This is a genomic window from Exiguobacterium abrahamii (assembly GCF_015645365.1).
GTDB classification, from domain to species: Bacteria; Bacillota; Bacilli; order Exiguobacteriales; family Exiguobacteriaceae; genus Exiguobacterium_A; species Exiguobacterium_A abrahamii.
In genome coordinates this window covers 93,270-113,658 of the sequence record NZ_JADOYC010000004.1, presented here as the reverse complement: position 1 = coordinate 113,658, position 20,389 = coordinate 93,270, and the positions used below count along the sequence as shown (strand labels likewise).

The following is a 20,389-nucleotide window of genomic DNA, read 5'->3' as shown; positions in this document are numbered from 1 at the left end:
GCGAAGTTAAATTCGTACATAAAAACTCTCCTCTTTAGTTACGACAAAGTCGTGATAGTTGTCCAGCGTAAATCGTGACGGGAACATCTCTAAACACCGTATCTTTTTCCCAGTTCAGCCCGTTGGCACGAGCGACATTTTGCGAAGCACGATTATCGGGATGAATGATCGAGATGATTCGATCATGCCCTCGATTGAACGCCTCCATCATTAATCGTTTTGCTGCTTCACGACCATAACCGACTTTCCAGTGCTTTGGTTCGAGCCAATAACCGACTTCTAACTCTTCTTTCCCATCCACTTCCTGCATCAATAATCCGGCAAAGCCAATCGGTTCATTCGTTTCTTTTATGAACAACAGTAAAAAACCAGTTTGTCGCTCATCCGAATATCGCTCCAATTGCCGTTCGAACCACTCTCGTGCCTCATCTTCACTCAAGGCAGTGCCTCCATTGATATAACGCATGACTTGCTCATTTTGGACAAGTGACTTATAAAAACTAAAATCCTCTTCTTCGAACGGTCGCATCCATAAACGTTCACTTTCCATCGTCATCGCCTCCTTCTATACTTCTCTTTTCCCGAGTTCTTTTCGCTTCATTCCTCTTCCTGATCCTGCTTTTCCTGTGACATTTTTCATTACTAATCGATGACATTCACTCCCTAGTGCTTGCAATTCCCGGCATAAGTCGGTATTTTGGGAACAGTATGTTGAACAACGACCGCACGATTAATGTTAAAATATATTTTGAGCGCATGAGCGCTGGGTAGGAATTCACGAAAAGGACTGAGACCATAATGACTGAACAAGTAATGACGGGACTGTATGAAGGCATTTCAAAAGAGTCCGTACTAATCAATGAACCTTTAAAATATCATACGTATACAAAAATGGGAGGAATCGCGGATTTATTCATCATCCCAACTTCTTATGAAGAAACAGCTTTTGTCGTCCGATATGCTTACGAACAAGGTATTCCCTTGACGTTGCTTGGAAACGGATCGAATCTTGTCGTACGTGATGGCGGCATTCGCGGCATTGTCCTCTCCTTTGAGAAGTTAACCGATATCTCGGTCGAAGGACATGAGCTCGTCGCTCAAAGTGGCGCAGCAATCATCGAAGCGTCTCGTGTAGCTTACGCGCATCAGCTCAGCGGTCTTGAATTCGCTTGTGGGATTCCAGGAACGATTGGTGGCGCATTGATCATGAATGCGGGAGCATACGGTGGTGAAGTCAAGGATTGCCTCCATAGCGCTACTGTATTGACACGACAAGGAGAACTGTTGAACATTTCGCATGATGAGCTCGAACTGGGATACCGGACAAGTTGCTTCTCGAAGAAAGAATACATCATCCTCGAAGGTCGATTTGCGTTAACAGAGGGTGACCCAGCATTGATCAAGGAAGTCATGGATGATTTGACGCATAAGCGAGAAACGAAACAACCACTCGAGTACCCTTCTTGTGGTAGCGTCTTTAAACGTCCAGAAGGCTATTTTGCAGGGAAGCTGATTCAAGATAGCAACTTACAGGGAACACGCATCGGTGGTGCTGAAGTGTCCAAGAAACACGCTGGTTTCATCGTCAACGTCGAGAATGCGTCAGCATCCGACTATATCGCGCTCATTCGTCATGTCCAAGAAACGGTTCAAGAAAAATTCGGTATCTTACTTGAGACAGAAGTGAAAATCATCGGTGAAGAAGCATAATCAAATCATTTTACGAAAAAGGTGAGCTCCGTATTCGGACTCACCTTTTCGTTCGTTTAGATTGACCAGTTTCCGTCACGCATAACTGATTCACGCGTTCCGTCTGCAAGTTCTCCTTCAATCGATAGATCCGCTGATCCAATCATGAAGTCGACATGCGTCATCGAGTCGTTCGCGCCTTGTGCTTCTAGTTCTTCTGCTGAAAGGCTTGGACCATTTTCGAGACACGTCGAGTACGCACGACCAATCGCTAAGTGGCACGAAGCATTTTCATCAAACAATGTATTATAGAATAGGATACCCGAGTCAGAAATCGGCGAACGGTGCGGCACGAGCGCAACTTCTCCGAGATAACGTGCACCTTCATCAAGTGAAATCAAGTCATCTAATGCTTCTTGACCCTGTTTCGCTTCCGCTTTAACGATTTTTCCGTTCTCGAACCAGAGTGTGAACTCATCAATCAAGTTCCCACTGTAGCTAAGCGGTTTTGTGCTCGAGACGTGTCCGTTGACACCTGTCTTTTTCGGTAACGTGAACACTTCTTCTGTCGGCAGATTCGCGATGAAATCAACACCATCTGCATTCGGACCACCGCCACCTAACCAAACATGACGTTCTGGTAATTCGATTGATAATTCTGTTCCTGGAGCTGTGTAGTGCAATGTTTTGTATTTCTTCTCTGTCAGGAATTTTGCTTTTGAACGCAGATTATGATCATGATCCGCCCATGCAGCGACCGGATCCGCTTGATCGGCACGTGTAGCCTTTAAAATAGCTGACCAGAGCTCTTCAACAGCATTCTCTGAATCAGGGAATACTTTCTTCGCCCAGCTTTCAGAAGGTGCTGCTACGACACACCAGCTGACATTGTCACTCATGACGAACTTCCGCCAATTAGCAAGAGCGACACCGGCTGCTTTATTCGCACGTGCGATTCGGCTCGAGTCCACGCCATTCAATAAATCTGGATCTTCACTGACGACCGATAAGAACGCTGTCTTTTCTTCTGCCAGTTGGTCGTAACGTGCTTTTAACCAATCCGGGAACGTATCAAACGACTCTTCCGGTGCATCGAAATAACGGATTTTCGTCATCTCATCATCTGACCATTGTACATATACTTGCGTAGCTCCTACTTCGTAGGCGACACGCGTGATTTCACGAACGAGCGGCAAATTTTCGATTCCTGCACGCACCTCGAGTTGTTGTCCTGGTTGTAGATTAATTCCCGTACGCACGGCTAAAGACGCGTATTGTTGTAATTCTGCTTGTGTCGGCATTATGTAATCCCCTTTCTTGTATCTTTATTTTCACGAAATAGTTGCAATTTTGCAAGAAATAAGGCGAAACTAGAAAGAGAAGAGAAGGAGGCATCACCATGGAATTCACACCCGGCGATTTTAAATCGGCTTATACGTATTTTCACCGACAGGCACTCGACCTCGTTGGTGATGAAAAAGCACAGCAAGAATTGTTAGTTCGAGCAGAAATCGGACTTGCGCACTTGACGCAAGATATCGCGTCTACAGAAAGCTTGGACATCGAACGCGAGGCAGAACTCGTCCTTTATTTTCAATTAAAACAACTGCTTGAAATGCTTCGTGCTCTCTATCAGAAAAAATTCGAAATGCATGCGGAGCAGGAACAATTGTTATTGACGGCCGTTCTGTACTTCACGTCTCCTGTTGACGCCTTACCGGACGATAACGTCCTCGGGCTCTTCGATGATGCACAAATCGTCGAGACGATTTACGAAGAACTGGCTGCAGACGTCGATCGCTTTCAACATATGGAATGAATGAAAAAAGCAGCTGTCGCGACAGCTGCTTTTTGATTATGCATTTTGTTTCGAAGCAATATGAACAGGTGTCGTGGATTGACGTGATTCATCTACTTCTAATTTTTCTTTATTCAGCCACGTATAGATCATTCCCATAAAGACTGCTCCACCAATGATGTTTCCAGCTAAAGCTGGCAACAGGTTATGCATCGCTCCGGCAAATGTGATCGTATCCGGATGTGGTACGACTAACGCAATGGAGAACAATGCCATATTGGCGATGACGTGATCAAATCCAGAAGCAAAGAAGACTGCGACCAGTACCATCATCATCATGATCTGCGCCAACTCATTCTTCATGTTCTTTGGAATGAAAATCGCTAAACAGACCATCCAGTTACAGAAGATAGCTCGTGTGAAGATTTCCCACGTCGTATGGTGGATCTTCGTTTCTGAGACAGAAAATAACCAGTTGTTCATACCAAGCTCTTGGATGATTCCTGTTTGAGAAAAGAGTAGCGCAAACGCTAATCCTCCAAGTCCATTTCCAATCAGACAGATCAACCAGACCTTCATCGTATCCATCTTCGTCGTATAGCCGCGCATCGTCGCCGTCGTGAAATACATCGTATTTCCTGTGAACAGCTCTGCCCCACCGTAAACGATCAGGACGAGTGCCACTCCGAAGGTCAGTCCACCAACAAGTGTCGCAACAGGTGACTCCGCCATATATAGACCGTTAATTGCTTTTAAGGTAAAAATAATTGCAAATCCAATGAAAATCCCCGCTAGCATGGCACGAACTAAGTACTCGAGAGGACGCATTTGTAGCATGCGCGTCGACTTGATTGCTTTATTCCGTAATCCTTCTAATGCTTCTACCTCGTTCATCGTAGAAACCTCTCTTTCTTTTGTTCAACACTTCACAATGTTTGTTCATTTATTATCATACTTCCATCTTAAAAGATGTTCAAGTATTGAATAGACCTGTTTTATCGTTTTTATAAAAGAACGAGATGTAAACGATATCATTGTGTCGAGATTGTGAAAAATGCCTTTTCTTGTTTTATACAACTAATTAGTTTGAATTCGTAGTCGTGATGCGAAGCGTTCAAAGAACGTGTTTCGCCTTGATGCATCGAGCACATAACCATCAATAACGACCCGATTAAAGCGTCTAGAAGAGGAAGTAGCTCGTTCAATATCGGTCGGAGTGTAGGCGTCGAATGTTTTCCTGTCCATCGTAAAATCTGCACCTGAATACGGATCCGTGTAGTGAATTTCGAGATCGGTCAAATCAGGAATCGTTGAAAATAAAACAAGCGTATGATGCATCAGCACTTTAGATAACCGAGCTTTCAAAAAATCCTGATTCACTTGTAGTGTCCCAGTATCGGTACCAATCCAAGCTTGTCGCTCTTTTCCTGTCACTTCATAGGCAAGACGTAACGATTCTCCTTCGACATCTACCTGTTTTAATTCTGATGAGAACGGAAGTTGTTCGGCTAATTGACGAACCGCTACCGTATTCATCATCGAGGCACCCACTTGTCTCGCTACAAGATCACCATCATGCCAAATGGATGATTGATTTTTTTCATTGGGTTGTTCGAAAAGACGAATTCCAACCAATATTCCTAAGCAGATACAACCAAGAATCCATAACATTTTCTTCATTTTCATCACCTTCCTAAAAAAACGTACCCTTTTTCATCTTTTTTCATAAGAAGGGTTGAAATTTTATGCATTTGAGCGTACTCTTGCATGCAGATACTCACAGAAGGAGGAGCATGAGGTCACTCATCATATTGCCATGACTACAACACACCCACAGAAAAAGAGAGTTGAAAAAATCAGTTTCTTAATCATTGGTACATTGCTGTATTCCCTTTACATCAGCCTACTACTATCTCCAAATGATATCGGATCAGGCGGTATCATGGGGATCACGCTCATTATTCAAGAGCTCTTCCACACGCCAATTGGATTAACGCAATTGCTCTTAAACATTCCCCTCTTCCTTTTAGGTTTCCGTTTCCTACGCAAACGATTCATGTTCTTATCTGGAATTATCGTCATTGCTTCTTCCTTTTTAATTGACTGGATTCCGACTCAAATCGTTCCGGAATCTTTAAACGATCCACTCGTCGCTTCCATCTTTGCTGGTCTAGTCTCTGGTCTTGCAATGGCATTGATCTTCTTCGGTGGTGCTTCAACTGGAGGGCTTGATATTCTCGGAAAGTTTTTCTTTGCTCGTTTTCATAACTGGCCACTTCCTCGTATATTTCTGATGCAAGATCTTGTCATCTACATCCTTGTATGGTGGGTATTTGATCTTAAACACGTTATGTATGCTCTCATCATGAGCTTTGTTCGTGCCAAAGCCCTTCAGACGGTTTACAGTTTCTATTCTGCTTCTAAGCAATGTATCATCATTTGTGAGAAAGCAGATGAAATCAATGAAGTCATTACAAAAGAACTCGGTCGTGGTGTCACGATTCTCGATGCACGTGGAGGATATTCCAACCGAACGAAAAAAATGGTCTATGTCGTCGTTCAAAATAATGAAATCGTCCGTTTGCAAGAAATCGTCTCTTCTGTCGAACCGAATGCATTCGTTACATTCTCGGAAATCCACACTGTCTTCGGCAATTACAAGGAACATTCGTATTCGTTTTAACACCAAGCGCAGCTTAGCTGTGCTTTTTTCATCTTCTTAAAACAGCTTCTCGTATTGCATCATCTTTCCTGCTTTTTTATGAGTATTATTCACTTTTTTGATCATTATCCCTATTCAAAAAATAGACAGGCTTCACTTTTTTTACGATAGTAGTTAAGCTTATGACATGTCTTTTATTTAAAGGAATGATTGCATGCACTCTCTTTGGCGTCAGCGTATTCTGCTGATTTTCTTGGTCAGCTTATTCGCCTCTATCCCAATCATCTATGCGTTATCCGGTTATCGGACGATTGCAACGATGACCGAGCAAATGAAGGATCATGATATACCGTTAATCAATCAGGTAGATCAGTTGGTCGAACACAATCGAGATCGTGCTAATGCGGTTCGTGGTCTCTTATTGTATGAAGATAATCGTTATATCGAACAATATTACTTTTCAACGTCTAAAATCCATGATTTGCGCAATAGTCTGAACCAATCGTCGACTACTCCAGGGACGATTAAAGATCTTCTTCGCCGCAACAATGTTTGGGAGTCCGAAATTGAACGCGTGTTTGTCGTCTATGAACGTCAAAGTCCAACAGCCGCAAAACGTCTTGCTAGACAGTCAACTCAGACGACTCAAACGATTCTCGAAGACTTATCCCGTGTGAAAGATGATTTGTATAAAACGCTTCAAGCCAAATTACAACAATCAGATACTTTGATCGCTACATATAAATGGATGTGTCTTGGTCTCTCCATCCTGTCCTTTTTACTGATTAGTGCCACGGTCTTTTTCTTCCACCGCTTCGCTCCAAAAGGATCAGAACAATCGTCTTTAGAATAAACGAAAAGCGCAGCTTTGGCTGCGCTTTTCGTTTATTCTAAAGACTCATTCAGACATTGCTTTTCCCTCTTGTACATGTTCCATCGCCATATGTACAAGCGATGACACATGATGGTCATCCAAGGAATAATAGACGACTTTACCGTCTTTTCGAAACTTGACGAGTCCTTGTTTCAACAAAGATCGAAGATGATGCGACGCTGTTGCAATCGAACAGTCGACAGAAGCCGAGACATCACAAACGCATAGTTCTTCTTCGATCGTCAGCGCATAAACGATTCGCAGTCGTGTCGCATCCGAAAGAATCTTAAATAGCTTTCCGATTTCTAGCGTCGGAATCGTGTCAACGATATGTCCGATTTCAGACGCGCGTTGTTCATCAATCGCAATCGTTTCACAACGGGGAATGTCCATGTCCGTCACCTCGTTTCTACCTATATTGCACCATGAGAAACAGGACATTGCAAGTTCAGCGCATTCGTCTGCGAATGAGCCAAAACACGAACCATCCTCCTACGTAATCTCCGATATCCCAGACAATTCGATTTTGATCGACAGCGCGTACGCCGATGTCAATGACTTTCGTGCTTTCTAATCGGTTCGTATAATGTTGACGAAGTCGCGTCGGAATCGGTAGACGAAGAAGTGCCCGGTAATAGATATCTAAATGAGTATGTCCCCAAATTTCCGTCGCAATCGAGCTCGTTTTAATATACAACGGACGTTTGTAGCGTCTTTCATACTTTTCTTTCAATAAAAGGGCCATCTCATAAGATATACGATTAGGACGCGGAAATAAAACTTTTCCTAGATGGTAGATCCCCTGATTATCGACTCGAATGATTTGTGGTTCTAACCGATATCGAATCCAATAGCCGTGAAAACGAATTGTCTGCCATTTCAATACAATCACCTCTGAACGGATTATACCCTGTTCTGAAGTGATTGATGCCATTCTCGTACAGCATCTGTCATTTGTTGCGTAGCGAGTTGCCGATCTTCTTTAGCGAAAATTTCTGAGATGACGGCATACCCTTCTAGCGGGATAGGCAGAGAAGAGACATTCGTTGCTGTGATTCCACCAATACCGATTAGAGGTAATCGTACGGCTTCTCGAATTGCCTGAAGCATCGTGTGCGACATGGAATCAGCGTCCGCTTTGGATGACGTCGCAAATAGAGACCCCACGCCTAAATAAGATGCTCCGTCTCGTTCTGCTTCAATCGCTTGTGCAACGGTTGCTACCGAAACACCAATCACAGCATCTGGTAAAAGGCGACGTGCTGCGGTTAAAGGAATGTCTTCTTGTCCGATATGCAAACCAGCTCCGACGAGTAACGCGATATCGATCCGGTCATTGATGATCAAAGGAACGTCGTAGCGATCCGTGAGCGCTTTCAACCGAACTGCCTGATCGAAGAATTCCTTTCCTTGCGCTGTTTTTTCCCGTAGTTGCACGATCGTTGTCCCACCTAAAATGGCTTCCTCAACGACCGTCTCGATCGCGAATCCAGGATGGTACCGACGATCCGTCACTGCATAGATGGAGTAATCAATTGACACGTTCTGTCACCTCCACAAGATCTTGTACCGTCATGAGGCTGATTGCATTGAACAACTCTCGTTTAAAATCACCAAGACCTTGCGCGGAGGCTGCTTGTTCTCCTGCTTTTCCCATGACGAATGTTCCGTGAACAGCCGCCTCAAACGCTGTATATCCTGCACCGAGGAAACTCGCAATTAAGGAAGCCGTCATACAGCCAGTACCCGTGATATCTCCTAGACGAGGTGTTCCTACATGTAATTCCATTTCGCGCGTTCCATCCGTGATATAGTCGTTCGGACCTGTCACGACGAGGACAGATTTGTGTTTGCGAGCGAATGCACGAATACTTTCTCGATCCATCATTGCATCTCCCGCAGCATCGACTCCCTTAGTTCGCCCATCTTCCCCCAGTAACGTCTTGATTTCAGAAGCATTTCCTTTAATGACCGTACACCCGAGATCGATAAGTTCTTTAGAGAAGGCAGTACGTAATGTCGTTGCCCCTGCTCCAACTGGATCAAGAACGATTGGGACATTCAAACGTTCCGCTTCACGGGATGCAAGTCGTTGAGCTGCTTGCATGTCTGCATCGATCGTACCAATGTTTAAGACAAGTGCTTGCGCGAGTCTAACCATCTCTTCTACTTCGCGAATGTCTTCCGCCATGACGGGTGATGCTCCAACAGCGAGTGTGACGTTCGCGCAGTCGTTGATCGTCACCGTGTTCGTCAGATGGTGAATGAGTGGTTTGTGTTCAAGAATGGTCGTAAACATGTGTATCCCTCCAAAGTGAATGAAAATGATGTGTCGGTCCAATACCTTGTCCGAGGGCAAATCCATGACGAATTGCCTCCGTGACATAGCTCTTTGCCTGTCTTACGCTATCTGTTAAATCTTCTCCAAGCGCCATCCGCGCCGCAATCGCCGCAGATAAGGTACAACCAGTTCCATGAGTATGTTGATTGTCTAACCGTTCCGATGTGAAGCGGTGTTCCACTTCCCCATCAAACAACAAATCCGTCGCAGCTCCCGAGAGATGCCCACCTTTTAGTAATACTGCACCTGTCTGTGTAGCCAATTGATGCATCGCCAATCGCATTTCCTCTAGATTGGTCACTGATCGTCCTGTTAAACGCTCCGCTTCCGGTAAATTCGGTGTGACGAGTGTCGCAAGTGGTAGAAGTTCTGAAATCAATGCTTGTTCAGCCTCCGTCCGCAATAGGGCATGACCACCTTTAGCGACCATGACGGGATCTAATATGATCGGAACTGTCTGTTTGCGGAGATGTGTAGCAATGACACGAATCGTCTGCGCATTCGAGACCATTCCGATTTTGATCGCATCGACACGAATGTCTGAAAAAATCGACGTTAACTGGGCATCTACGATTTCTGGGGATAACTCTTCCACCGCTTGAACACCCAACGTATTTTGCGCCGTGACGGCTGTCAGGACGCTCATTCCATAAACGCCTAAAGCTGAAAATGTTTTTAAATCTGCTTGAATCCCCGCTCCACCACCGGAGTCGGATCCTGCAATCGTCAGTACGTGTTTCATGTTCTTTTCACCTTCCCATCGAGCAATGTAAGGGAGTCGTGACCGACAAAAAAAGCGTCGACCGCTGTAAAAAAGCAGTCGACGCTATACGAAAGCGTTATACACGCATTCCGGTATCCGTTCGGCTCAACTTTCCTACGCTGGTATTATCCAGTTCAGGTAATAGGGTCGAAAACAGATTGGTTTTCCTCTCAGCCGGATTCCTCCAGCTCCCCTAGTTGCTCAAGTATTCGTTTCGCCTTAACTGTAGCATAGAGAAGAAAAAAAAACGAGCCGAAGCCCGTTTTGATTACAGATATGCCAATGGATTGACTGCATTCAGAGGAGAAGAAGCACTGTATTGATAGCCTCCGACATGTAGTTCGAAATGTAAGTGTGGCCCTGTTGAATTCCCTGTACTACCAAGTGTTCCGACTTGCTGACCTTGAGAGACCGTTTGTCCTGCACGAACCGATAATGAACTCATATGTGCGTAGACGGTCGTGTACACTTGTCCATCGAGGAAGTGAGAAATCATGACATGATTACCGTAAGGTCCACCACCTGATGCTGTAATGACCGTTCCAGCTGCTGCAGCGACGATTGGAGACCCGACCGAACCACTGAAATCAACACCGTTGTGGAACGTATAACCGTTCGCGCCGCTTGCTGGTCCGAATCCTTGCGACACTCCACCAGAAGATGGTCGAACGAATTTCCCTCCACTCGAAACAACGGGCGGGGCAACAGAATCAGTAGATTCTGAACTCTTACCTGCTTGTTTTGCTGCTTGAGCATTCGCTTTAGCGGCTTTTTCAGCTGCTGCTTTCTCCGCTGCTGCTTTTTCAGCCGCTGCTTTAGCGGCTGCCTTTGCTGCCGCAATTGCACGTTCTTGCGCTTCGAGAGTCGCTTGAAGTTCTTTTGCGTCTAACAGTTCTGTCGTGAACTTCGTCTTCCCTTTTCGTAATTTCTTCAGCGTAGCACTACGTTCTTTCATTTGAAGCTTTAACGCTTTCTTTTGTTCAATCAATACTTTCTTTTCTTGCATTTGCTCCGCTTTTTTCTCAACGAGCGCTTGTTTTGCTTCTGCTAATTTTTGTTGCGTTGCGATGTAATCCGAAATCATTTTATCGTCTTGCTCAGCGATTTTTTTTCCCGCCATGACACGGCTGAATAAATCACCTAAGTCCTTCGATCCAAAAATGACTTCTTCCCATTTAATCGAGTTTCCATCGTTCTCTTGGAAAACACGCAAACGATCACCGAGTAATTCTTCCTGTTTCTGTAACATTTCTTCGTAACGGACGATGTCTGCCTTTAACTCATCGATTCGAACGTTCAACTGTTCAATTTGTTTATTTTTTTCGGAGACTTGGAAAATCTTTTCGTTGATTGCTGCGTCAATTTGATTGATTTGACGTTGCTCTTTTGAGATTTTAGCTTCTTGTTTTTTGATTGCTTTTTCAAGTTTACGTTGTTCAGCGGCATTCTCAGCCTTTTTTTCTTTAATTGTCGCTGCTGCAATCGGTTGTGTTCCTGTTATAAGTAATGCTCCTAAAACAATGGTAGAAATTAGTTTTTTTAGCATATATCGTTTTCCTCACTTATGTTTTTTCATATTTTATTATAGTATTCAAGTTTCTCTCATATCTGAAATAGATTATAGCACCGTAATCGTTTCAAAAAAATTTCATTTACATTTCAAATGAAAACGGTTTTTTGTAATATATGATTTATTTTTTGAAAATGACAAAAAAAGAACCGTTGCATACGCAACGATTCTTTACGATTAAAGCATCGACATTGGATTAACTGAGTTAGCTGGACCAGTCGCACTATAGCTATACCCACCGATATGGATTTCGAAGTGTAGGTGTGGTCCTGTTGAATTTCCTGTACTACCTAACGCGCCAATTTGTTGACCTTGGCTGACACGTTGACCAGCATGAACATTGAGTGAACTCATGTGAGCATATACTGTCGTATATGTCTTCCCGTTCAATTGGTGAGCGATCATGACATGGTTTCCGTAAGGTCCGCCACCTGATGCTGTAATGACTGTACCTGTTGCAGCTGCCACGATTGGCGTACCGACTGGACCACCAAAGTCAATTCCGTTATGGAACGTATATCCGTTCTCTCCACCTGCAGAACCATACCCTTGTGTAACAGTTCCGGCAGTTGGATGAATGAACAGACCACCTGATGATGGTGCTGGTTTTGGTGCAGCTGGTGCTGACGGCGCTGGAGCAGGCGCAGCTGGTGCTGGTGTAGATGGTTTTGGTGCCGATTGTTTCGTCGAACCAGAAGGTTTTGCTGACTGCGCTGCCTTCTCTTGTGCTGCTTGCTGAGCTGCTGCTTCTTTAGCGGCTTGCTCTTCTGCTGCTTTTTGTGCTGCTGCTTGCGCTGCTTCAGCTTCTGCTCGTGCTTTTGCTTCACGTGCCGCTTGAGCTTGACGTTCTTTTTCGATTCGCGCTTCACGTTCACGTGCTGCTTTTTCAGCAGCAATCGCTTTTTCTTGCGCAATCAGAATTTGTTGAACTTCTTTTGCATCCATCAATTGTGTTTCGAACTTTTCTTTTTTCTTACGTAGTTCTTTTAAGCGTTTGTTCCGCTCTTTTAATTGTGATTCAAGATCCGCTTGTTGACGTTTTAATTCTTTTTTCTCTACTACCAACTGCGCTTTCTTTTCTTTTACTTCTTGTTGCGCATCCGCTAATTGCTTTTGCGTATTCTGGTAATCCGTGATCATTTTATCATCTTGTTTTGAAATGGATTTCCCTGCCATGACACGGCTTACGAGATCACCAACGTTTTTAGCACCAAAGATGACTTCTTCCCATTTAATTGAGTTTCCATCATTCTCTTGCATGACACGAAGACGATCACCGAGTAGTTTTTCTTGGCGTTTTAGTTTCGCTTTATATTTCTCGATTTCTTTTCCAAGTTCAACGATTTCACGTTCTGTTGCTTTGATTTGACGATCCTTTGTTTCGACAGCAAAGATTTTTTCGTTCAACGCTTCGTCTAGTCGATTGACTTCTTGTTGTGTTTTAGAGATTTTTTGACCTTCTTGATTAACAGAAGACTCTAAGTTTTTTTGCTTTTTAGCATTGTCTTGTTGCTGTTGTTCGTTTTTGGCTTTCTGTTCACTTAAATCGTCAGCTGCTGCAAAATGAGGTGCTGATGAAAGAACCAGTGCGGAAACGATGAGCGACGCGAACGTTTTTTTCATGTAGTATTCCCTCTTTTTCTGTAGTGTATGTTTTATGATTTATCGTAGAGTATTTAAGTTAAATTTAAATTCTGTAATAGTTTTTCTTTTTTATAAGAACGTTTTTGATTATAGCATTCATTCCTCTTCCATAATATTTCAGTGATATTTCATTTTAAATAAATCTTTCCTCTTCTATGTAATAGAAACATTTGGAAGGTAACTCATCGTTGCAACTTTGGAGTGTTTTTGGGAAACTGAAGCGAACAGAAGGAGGGTATCATATGAAATTAGACCACACTGGAATTGCCGTTCGCGACATGCAGGAAGCCATTTCATTTTATACAAACGTACTTGGAGGAACCTTAACAAAAGAGTACTCGAATCCTGCGCCTGGTATCGCTTCCAATATTGCGGTCATCGAGTTCGATGATGCGCACATCGAGTTGTTGACGCCAACTAGTCCGGATAGTCCGATTGCTCGTTTTTTAAAACAACGCGGGAAAGGTGTCCATCACATTGCTTATCGCGTAGAGAATTTAGATCAAGCGATTGAAGAAGCAAAACAACAAGGGTTAACATTTTTAGAAGATACGTATCGAACGACGCCATTCGGACGACGACTGATTTATATGAATCCCCGGCATTCACACGGCGTCATTACGGAACTCTGTGATTATCCAGAGAACCCCTAAAAAAATCAGCACTGCGTTATCGCAGTGCTGATTTTTGTTCTATACCATTAGCCAAGTTTTGCAACGATTTCCCGATTGAATGCAGGAATATCATCTGGTTGACGACTTGAGACGAAATTATCGTCAACGACGACTTCTTCATCTGCAAAGTCCACACCAGCATTTTCTAAATCAATTCGAATTGATTTATAACCTGTCATTTTTCTTCCTTTGACGATTTTTGCATTAATCATCAATTGTGGTCCATGGCAAATCGAGAAAATTGGTTTTTTCGACATATCGAATTCTTCGACGAATGAGACAAAACGCTCGTCTTCTCGAAGTAAATCTGGTGAAAAACCGCCTGGAATCAGGAGAGCATCGTAGTCTGTTGCTGAAGTCTCATCAATCGAGAGATCAACATTTACTTTTGCCTCTTCCTGTTTGCCGACGAGTTCTGCACCTTTTTTAGCACCAATGACAGTGATCTCGTGCCCTGCTTCTTTTAATGCATCAACCGGTCCTGTGAATTCTACATCTTCAAAATGATCGGCGAGTACGACTGCTACTTTTTTAGACATGTGATTCATCCCCCAAGTTGTTTGATTTAAATCGGATCTTCTCCGCGATCTCGTGGAGAGACCGTATCATCTGGCATTTCGTCTTTTCCTTTTAGGATTTCCTTTTGTTGCTCCTCTGTCAGTTTCCGTTCTTTATCCGACAGACGATCCCGTTCATCTTCAAACTTTTCATTTGGACGATCGGTTTCTTTCGGTGCCATGGAAAACCCTCCTTATGATTCGTCGATTATGCTTATAGTGAATCGACGACTTTAACTGAAAGATCGACATCAATGTTGCCACGTGTCGCTTTCGAGTACGGGCAGAAATTGTGTGTCTTCTCTAGTAAATCTTCGGCTTCTTCTTGCGATACGCCGACGACCTCGACGACGAGTTTCGCTGCAATTTTTACACCGTTATCCGCTTCGTCCTGTAAGAGGCTGACTTCTGAATTCGTCCGCGTCTCGACTCGTTTTTTTGCTTGGCGCGCCATCAAATTATAGGCACCATCAAAACAAGCGGCATATCCTGCTGCGAATAACTGTTCCGGGTTTGATGTCGGAATGTCTTCTTTGCCTTTTGTTCCTGGCATGACTAAATCGAGATTGATGACGTTATCGTCTGAAGCGACTTTCCCGTCGCGACCACCGACTGCAGATGCACGTGAAGTAAGAATGACGTTTGACATGATAGAAAACCCCTTTTCCTGTTGAATTAAAAAATGCTTTTTTTTGCCACATAGACAGTAATACCCGTCACTGAGGGAGATAAACACAAGAGGTGTCTATCACCTTAGCTAATCATTTTTTAAGTAGACAAAAAAAGACGATGAACTCGAAGTTCATCGTCTTGCACATTCTATTTCTTATCCAATCTCTTCTGTTGCAGTTTCTTCTTGATCAGGCAATTGAAGATAAATCGATTTCACTTGATGATTATCGACTTCCATGACTTTGATCGTGTATTCCTGATAGCGGAATTCTTGACCACTCGACACTTCCGTATCTTGTGCCATGACCCAGCCACCAATCGTATCAATGTCTTCTTCTTCAATTCCTAGGTTAAAGCGTTCATTTAGGTCATCAATCAAGACACGGCCTGAGATGCGGTATAACCGCTCATGAATTTGTTCGATATCTGCTTTCTCATCCTTATCGAATTCATCTCGGATTTCTCCGACGATTTCTTCCAAGATGTCTTCCATCGTGATGACACCAGCCGTACCACCATATTCATCGATGACGAGTGCCATCGGTGTCCGTTCCACCTGCATTTTCAGCATGGCATCTTGAAGCGGCGAATATTCGGATACAATCGGCAAGTTGTGGATGTAATAGCTTAATGCTTTTCCTTTGTTCGCCATATGATCCGTAAACAATTGTTTCGCATTGATGAAGCCAAGGATTTTATCCTTATCTCCTTCTTCCGCTACTGGGTAACGTGTGAACTGATACTCTTCAACGAGGCGAATGATGTCCTCCATCGATGCATCGTTCGAGATCGTGATTAAGTCCGTCCGCGGTAACATGATGTCTTTCGCGATTCGCTCATCGAACGAGAAGATGTTCTGCATGTAGGAAAGCTCAGTCTGGTTGATTTCTCCACTCTTATAACTCTGCGTCATGATGATTTTAATCTCTTCTTCAGAATGGACTTCTTCGTGTCCCGCTGGCTCGACGCCAAACAACCGAAGAATGATTCGTGCTGAACCGTTCAATGTCCAGATGAAGGGTTTCATGATTTTACCGAACCAATATAGTGGTGGCGCGAGTAACATCGTGATCGCTTCAGTTTTTTGAATCGCTAAAGATTTTGGAGCAAGTTCTCCAAGCACGACATGAAGAAACGTTACAATCGAGAATGCAAGAACGAACGAAATGATCGTCGAGACGGAGTTCGGAATGTCAATCTCTTCGAACAACATACCGAGAATCGCACCCACCGTTGATTCTCCTAACCACCCGAGACCAAGCGCTGTCACCGTAATTCCAAGTTGACAGGCCGATAAATAATAATCCAAATTCTCAAGTAGCCTCTTCGCCACTTTCGCAGTCTTGCTTCCTTCTGTAATCAACTGATCGATTCGAGACATTCGCATTTTGACGACCGAAAATTCGGCAGCTACAAAAAAAGCGGTTAAGACGATGAGTAGTGCAATGACGAGTAACCGAATGATGATCGTCGTCGTGTCGAATGTCTCCATTGAGTGTGTACTGTCCAATCGTTTCCCCGAAGAAAGGGGATTCACCTCCATTAATATAAAGCCAGATGCCGAGGCATCTGGTGGTTTACAGCAAAAAGAAGCTTCAGACTTTCAAAGCTTCCCTACTTTTTCATATTCATACTATAACGGAACTTTCATAAAATGTGTACTTGAAGACATCATTTCAGACCGTCAGACGACATAGAGAATAAAGATTACGATCATGAGTAACATCGCGATTCCCTTTAACAAGGCACTTGATAAGATACCAAGGACTGTTCCGATTCCAACTGAAACCGAGGTTTGCCATGTTTTTTTACTAATGATTTTTTCCGTCAAGATGGCAAAGACAAACGGGAAAATTAATAATCCGATACCCGGCAAAATAAATGGTCCCGCAATCAATCCGACTGTCGTTGCAATCTTAGCCGCTTGTGAGCCTCCCCGTCGATCGACGGTGTAGGCGCTAACGAGATAATCGAGTGTAAATAAGAGAATGATGAAAATCGCTTGAATCACCCAAAAACTAATCGATAATTCAGAGAACCCGAATCCGAATCCATAAATCAAAAAGCCTACTACTAAAATCGGTGCACTTGGGATGATCGGATACACGAGACCTGCAAAAGCGACTAGAAAACAGACGACGATCAGACTCCATAACAAGATTGTCACTTTCTATTCCTCCCTTCTTTTGATTCTCTTGCCCTTTTTACGTCGAAGGGGAGACAAAAGTTTCATTCAACGCCCGATGAATTTGATTTTGTAAAAAATCACGATCCCAGTCGTTCATTGTTTCAAAACGTACTTCCGAACAGATGTATGGAATGAACCGTTGAATCGTTTCATAGTGAGCTGGTAAGGCTTGCCGCTTCATCGTTCCAAGCGACTCAAGCATCGTCGCGAGAACTGAAATATCTTCTGCTCCGTAATGTCGTAGTTGATAAAACGTCGTGTATAACAATTGTTGGTAAGTTTCCCTGACGACGATGTGTTGCTGGTCCTTTCCAACAACTAGCACACCATCTGGTATTACGGCATACTGTCGCATTAAGTCACCAATGATCCGAACCGCATGTCTTGCTGTATTCGGATCATTGATTCCTGGAGAAATCGCACGTAAAGCAACTTCACTTAATTTTTCAAGAACAAATGCAAAATCCTGTTCTGAAGATTTCGTCGGTCCAATCAAGATACTTTCATTGATATCCCGGCAAGTTGCCCGTCCGATGGCTTCTCCCTCTGTTACGAATGAGCCGACCGTTCGATGAATATACACGCGGTCTTTCTGATCAAAAGCATCATAATCGACTGCTTGAATATATCCGGTTCGTGTTGCCTGAATAAGATGTGGATAATTTGTCGTCATCTTTCTTTCAGTAATCTTCTGTTCTCCTGATTCTAGATGTTCGATTTGACGTTTTAACAATTCGTTCCCTTCTTCGTGTAATCGATCGAGTAATGTCGTCACGCGAATCGACTGACTGACGATATGAATGAATGCGACGAATGCCACGATCGATATCAACACGACGAGAACGGCTACTGTCGAAGCGACGACGCTCGTCTTCAAAGCCGGACGAAGAAAAAAGAGCATCGTCATCGAGTAACTGACCGCTCCAATGAATATACCGAAAATGTGTTGCACCTGCCGATTCTCGATGAAGTTAGGCAATGTCCGTGGTGAAAATTGTGATGAATAGGTCGTCAATACGACAAGAATGGTTGAGAATGTGAATGTCATCATGGCGAGCAGTCCGGTAAAGACCGAACTATGGATTGTCTGCGCTAAGCCAAGCGTCGTTTGCCAGTCTTTTGGAAACCAGTTTGATATATACACATCTAACCACGTCACGATTCCCGTCAAACCAATCCCAATGAGACCATATAACAATGGCCACCACCAATTGATTTCTCGAGACAGGACTTTCAGCTTCTTCAAAATAAAATTCCTCCTTTTTATAGCACTATATTGATTGAATTCCTGATTTAAAGCGCTTTAAAACCCATCTGACTGACTGACTTTGAGCAATATGTTTGGTCGAAGTGCACGGATGTGTTTTACTTCTTTTCATAACGTGAATAACTTAATTGTTATGAAAACGAATGGGAGATGAAATGATATGGCTCAACAAAACGAAGCAACATTGCATACAGATTTCACGAAGATTTATATTGATGGTCAGTGGCGCACAGGCGCAAGTGACAGCAACATGACGAACACGAATCCTTTCACGGGTGAAGAGCTCTTTACAATCTCTGCAGCAAATCAACAAGATTTAGATGACGCTTATGAAGCGGCTCAAGTCGCTCAAAAAGACTGGGCAAAAGTTCCTGCTTTAAAACGTCAAGGTCTCATCGAAAACTTCTTGAAAGTCTTGTACGAAGAGAAAGAAACGATCATCGAATGGTTGATCAAAGAGTCCGGAAGTACACGCATCAAAGCGGAAGGTGAATTCCTTGCTTCTGTCTTGATCGTCAAGGAAGCTGCGACATTCCCACTTCGGATGCACGGTGAAATTCGTCCATCGGTCGTACCAGGCAAAGAAAACCGGATTTACCGTAAAGCACTTGGTGTCATCGGTGTCATCAGTCCATGGAACTTCCCGTTCCACTTAGCTGTACGGTCGATCGCTACTGCCATTGCCATCGGGAACGCAGTCGTTGTTAAACCGGCTACGGACACACCTGTTTCAGGTGGATTGATTTTTGCTAGTCTGTTTGAAAAAGCCGGATTGCCAAAAGGTGTCTTGAATGTCATCGTCGGTCGCGGTTCAGAAATCGGTGATGCTATCGTCGAACATCCTGTACCACGCTTGATTTCATTCACAGGATCCACTGAAGTTGGTCGTCATATCGGTGAACTTGCTGGTAAACACCTGAAGAAAACAGCGCTTGAACTTGGCGGAAACAACGTCTTCGTCGTACTTGATGATGCTGATCTCGATCGTGCGGTCGAATCTGCTGTCTACAGCAAGTTCTATCACCAAGGTCAAATTTGTATGTCGACGAACCGAATTCTCGTCGCTTCTTCGATTCATGATGAATTCGTCGAGAAATACGTCGCTCGTGTAAAAGAGCTACAATACGGTGATCCATCACATGATCGGACACAAGTCGGACCACTCATCAACCAATCACAAGTTGAACGGATTCTTGAAGATCTCGAGAAAACAAAAGCTGCGGGTGCAACCGTTCGTGTCGGCGGCGAAGCAAAAGATAACGTCATCGCACCTACTGTCGTCACTGGTGTTACGAATGATATGCCACTCGCTAAAAATGAAATCTTCGGACCAGTCGCTGTCATCATCCCGTTCGATACGGATGAAGAGGCACTTGAAATCGCGAACTCGCTTCCGTACGGATTGAGCGGCGCTGTCCACGGTTCTTCTATTGAACGTGCGACTGCCTTTGCACTTGAAGTCGAGACAGGTATGATTCACATCAACGATCAATCGGTCAACGATGAGCCACATATGCCATTTGGTGGTGAAAAAGATTCAGGGCTCGGTCGCTTTAACGGCGAGTGGGTACTTGAAGAATTCTCGACTGTCCAATGGTTATCTGTCATGCACGATCGTCGTCAATACAAACCATTCTTTGAGTAATATAAGAGTAGGGTTTTCCCCTACTCTACATAATTTTGTGAAGGA

At 43.8% G+C, this 20,389-nt stretch carries 23 protein-coding genes and 1 riboswitch; of the genes, 6 read left to right on the top strand and 17 right to left on the bottom strand.

The annotated features are described in order from the left end of the window. Window positions 1-34: 34 nt before the first annotated feature. Window positions 35-550 carry a GNAT family N-acetyltransferase gene (locus tag ITJ88_RS12610; protein WP_058703640.1) on the bottom strand — a complete coding sequence of 172 codons (516 nt, stop codon included), beginning with the start codon at window positions 548-550 and terminating at the stop codon, window positions 35-37. 248 nt (window positions 551-798) lie between these two features. On the opposite strand from ITJ88_RS12610, the gene murB reads away from it, so the two are divergent. Beyond that, window positions 799-1,710 (top strand): UDP-N-acetylmuramate dehydrogenase, encoded by a 912-nt coding sequence (gene murB, locus ITJ88_RS12605; protein ID WP_035398835.1) that lies wholly within the window; start codon window positions 799-801, stop codon window positions 1,708-1,710. Between the two features lie 56 nt (window positions 1,711-1,766). On the opposite strand, the gene ITJ88_RS12600 is transcribed toward murB, so the two are convergent. Then, entirely contained in the window at window positions 1,767-2,990 is a 1,224-nt protein-coding gene (locus ITJ88_RS12600) for an aminopeptidase (protein ID WP_035398837.1), read from the bottom strand. 98 nt (window positions 2,991-3,088) lie between these two features. Here ITJ88_RS12600 and ITJ88_RS12595 point away from each other — a divergent pair, with 98 nt between their 5' ends. Then, entirely contained in the window at window positions 3,089-3,508 is a 420-nt protein-coding gene (locus tag ITJ88_RS12595; protein ID WP_195865897.1) for a YkvA family protein, read from the top strand. A gap of 36 nt (window positions 3,509-3,544) precedes the next feature. On the opposite strand, the gene ITJ88_RS12590 is transcribed toward ITJ88_RS12595, so the two are convergent. Then, window positions 3,545-4,381 (bottom strand): formate/nitrite transporter family protein, encoded by an 837-nt coding sequence (locus ITJ88_RS12590; RefSeq protein ID WP_023467197.1) that lies wholly within the window; start codon window positions 4,379-4,381, stop codon window positions 3,545-3,547. Window positions 4,382-4,564: 183 nt separating this feature from the next. Continuing rightward, the gene (locus tag ITJ88_RS12585; RefSeq protein ID WP_149426838.1) at window positions 4,565-5,167 is read right to left on the bottom strand and encodes a hypothetical protein; all 603 of its coding nucleotides are present in this window, start codon (window positions 5,165-5,167) and stop codon (window positions 4,565-4,567) included. A gap of 136 nt (window positions 5,168-5,303) precedes the next feature. Here ITJ88_RS12585 and ITJ88_RS12580 point away from each other — a divergent pair, with 136 nt between their 5' ends. After that, window positions 5,304-6,170, top strand: coding sequence for a YitT family protein (locus ITJ88_RS12580; protein WP_029340819.1), 867 nt, complete (start codon window positions 5,304-5,306; stop codon window positions 6,168-6,170). 193 nt (window positions 6,171-6,363) lie between these two features. Then, a complete protein-coding gene (locus ITJ88_RS12575; protein WP_195865896.1) occupies window positions 6,364-7,002 on the top strand; it encodes a CHASE3 domain-containing protein in 639 nt (212 codons plus the stop codon). Between the two features lie 45 nt (window positions 7,003-7,047). Here the strand turns inward: ITJ88_RS12575 and ITJ88_RS12570 are convergent, their stop codons facing one another. From ITJ88_RS12570 to ITJ88_RS12540, 7 genes are all read right to left on the bottom strand, one after another. Beyond that, window positions 7,048-7,416, bottom strand: coding sequence for an ArsR/SmtB family transcription factor (locus ITJ88_RS12570; RefSeq protein ID WP_149426836.1), 369 nt, complete (start codon window positions 7,414-7,416; stop codon window positions 7,048-7,050). A gap of 55 nt (window positions 7,417-7,471) precedes the next feature. Continuing rightward, window positions 7,472-7,720: a hypothetical protein gene (locus ITJ88_RS16325; protein WP_230088849.1), complete on the bottom strand. Its 249-nt coding sequence runs from the start codon at window positions 7,718-7,720 to the stop codon at window positions 7,472-7,474. A gap of 206 nt (window positions 7,721-7,926) precedes the next feature. Next, window positions 7,927-8,565 (bottom strand): thiamine phosphate synthase, encoded by a 639-nt coding sequence (thiE, locus tag ITJ88_RS12560; RefSeq protein ID WP_195865894.1) that lies wholly within the window; start codon window positions 8,563-8,565, stop codon window positions 7,927-7,929. Next, window positions 8,555-9,322 carry a hydroxyethylthiazole kinase gene (gene thiM / locus ITJ88_RS12555; RefSeq protein WP_195865893.1) on the bottom strand — a complete coding sequence of 256 codons (768 nt, stop codon included), beginning with the start codon at window positions 9,320-9,322 and terminating at the stop codon, window positions 8,555-8,557. Before thiM ends, thiE begins: the two co-directional genes overlap by 11 nt. Beyond that, a complete protein-coding gene (gene thiD, locus ITJ88_RS12550) occupies window positions 9,303-10,106 on the bottom strand; it encodes a bifunctional hydroxymethylpyrimidine kinase/phosphomethylpyrimidine kinase (protein WP_087682130.1) in 804 nt (267 codons plus the stop codon). The genes thiM and thiD overlap by 20 nt, the downstream gene beginning before the upstream one ends. 115 nt (window positions 10,107-10,221) lie before the next feature. Beyond that, a riboswitch (TPP riboswitch) is annotated at window positions 10,222-10,332 on the bottom strand. Between the two features lie 63 nt (window positions 10,333-10,395). Beyond that, window positions 10,396-11,673 carry a murein hydrolase activator EnvC family protein gene (locus tag ITJ88_RS12545; protein ID WP_195865892.1) on the bottom strand — a complete coding sequence of 426 codons (1,278 nt, stop codon included), beginning with the start codon at window positions 11,671-11,673 and terminating at the stop codon, window positions 10,396-10,398. A gap of 201 nt (window positions 11,674-11,874) precedes the next feature. Beyond that, a complete protein-coding gene (locus tag ITJ88_RS12540; protein ID WP_195865891.1) occupies window positions 11,875-13,320 on the bottom strand; it encodes a murein hydrolase activator EnvC family protein in 1,446 nt (481 codons plus the stop codon). Between the two features lie 263 nt (window positions 13,321-13,583). Between ITJ88_RS12540 and mce the strand changes: the two genes are divergently transcribed. Next, window positions 13,584-13,994 carry a methylmalonyl-CoA epimerase gene (gene mce / locus ITJ88_RS12535; protein WP_195865890.1) on the top strand — a complete coding sequence of 137 codons (411 nt, stop codon included), beginning with the start codon at window positions 13,584-13,586 and terminating at the stop codon, window positions 13,992-13,994. A gap of 47 nt (window positions 13,995-14,041) precedes the next feature. Here mce and ITJ88_RS12530 read toward each other — a convergent pair whose 3' ends face one another. The 6 genes from ITJ88_RS12530 to ITJ88_RS12505 form a co-directional block, all read right to left on the bottom strand. Continuing rightward, window positions 14,042-14,554 carry a type 1 glutamine amidotransferase domain-containing protein gene (locus ITJ88_RS12530; protein ID WP_195865889.1) on the bottom strand — a complete coding sequence of 171 codons (513 nt, stop codon included), beginning with the start codon at window positions 14,552-14,554 and terminating at the stop codon, window positions 14,042-14,044. A gap of 26 nt (window positions 14,555-14,580) precedes the next feature. After that, a complete protein-coding gene (locus ITJ88_RS12525; RefSeq protein WP_195865888.1) occupies window positions 14,581-14,754 on the bottom strand; it encodes a hypothetical protein in 174 nt (57 codons plus the stop codon). A gap of 32 nt (window positions 14,755-14,786) precedes the next feature. Next, window positions 14,787-15,221 carry an organic hydroperoxide resistance protein gene (locus ITJ88_RS12520; protein WP_023467178.1) on the bottom strand — a complete coding sequence of 145 codons (435 nt, stop codon included), beginning with the start codon at window positions 15,219-15,221 and terminating at the stop codon, window positions 14,787-14,789. Between the two features lie 177 nt (window positions 15,222-15,398). Continuing rightward, complete coding sequence (locus tag ITJ88_RS12515; RefSeq protein WP_023467176.1) at window positions 15,399-16,736, bottom strand: hemolysin family protein; 1,338 nt, start codon at window positions 16,734-16,736, stop codon at window positions 15,399-15,401. Between the two features lie 192 nt (window positions 16,737-16,928). Further along, window positions 16,929-17,411 carry a DUF456 domain-containing protein gene (locus tag ITJ88_RS12510; protein ID WP_023467174.1) on the bottom strand — a complete coding sequence of 161 codons (483 nt, stop codon included), beginning with the start codon at window positions 17,409-17,411 and terminating at the stop codon, window positions 16,929-16,931. Window positions 17,412-17,448: 37 nt separating this feature from the next. Further along, window positions 17,449-18,678 carry a DUF2254 domain-containing protein gene (locus ITJ88_RS12505; protein WP_195865887.1) on the bottom strand — a complete coding sequence of 410 codons (1,230 nt, stop codon included), beginning with the start codon at window positions 18,676-18,678 and terminating at the stop codon, window positions 17,449-17,451. Window positions 18,679-18,859: 181 nt separating this feature from the next. Between ITJ88_RS12505 and ITJ88_RS12500 the strand changes: the two genes are divergently transcribed. Continuing rightward, on the top strand, window positions 18,860-20,344 hold the full coding sequence (locus ITJ88_RS12500; protein WP_023467170.1) for an aldehyde dehydrogenase family protein: 1,485 nt from the start codon (window positions 18,860-18,862) through the stop codon (window positions 20,342-20,344). Window positions 20,345-20,389: the final 45 nt, after the last annotated feature.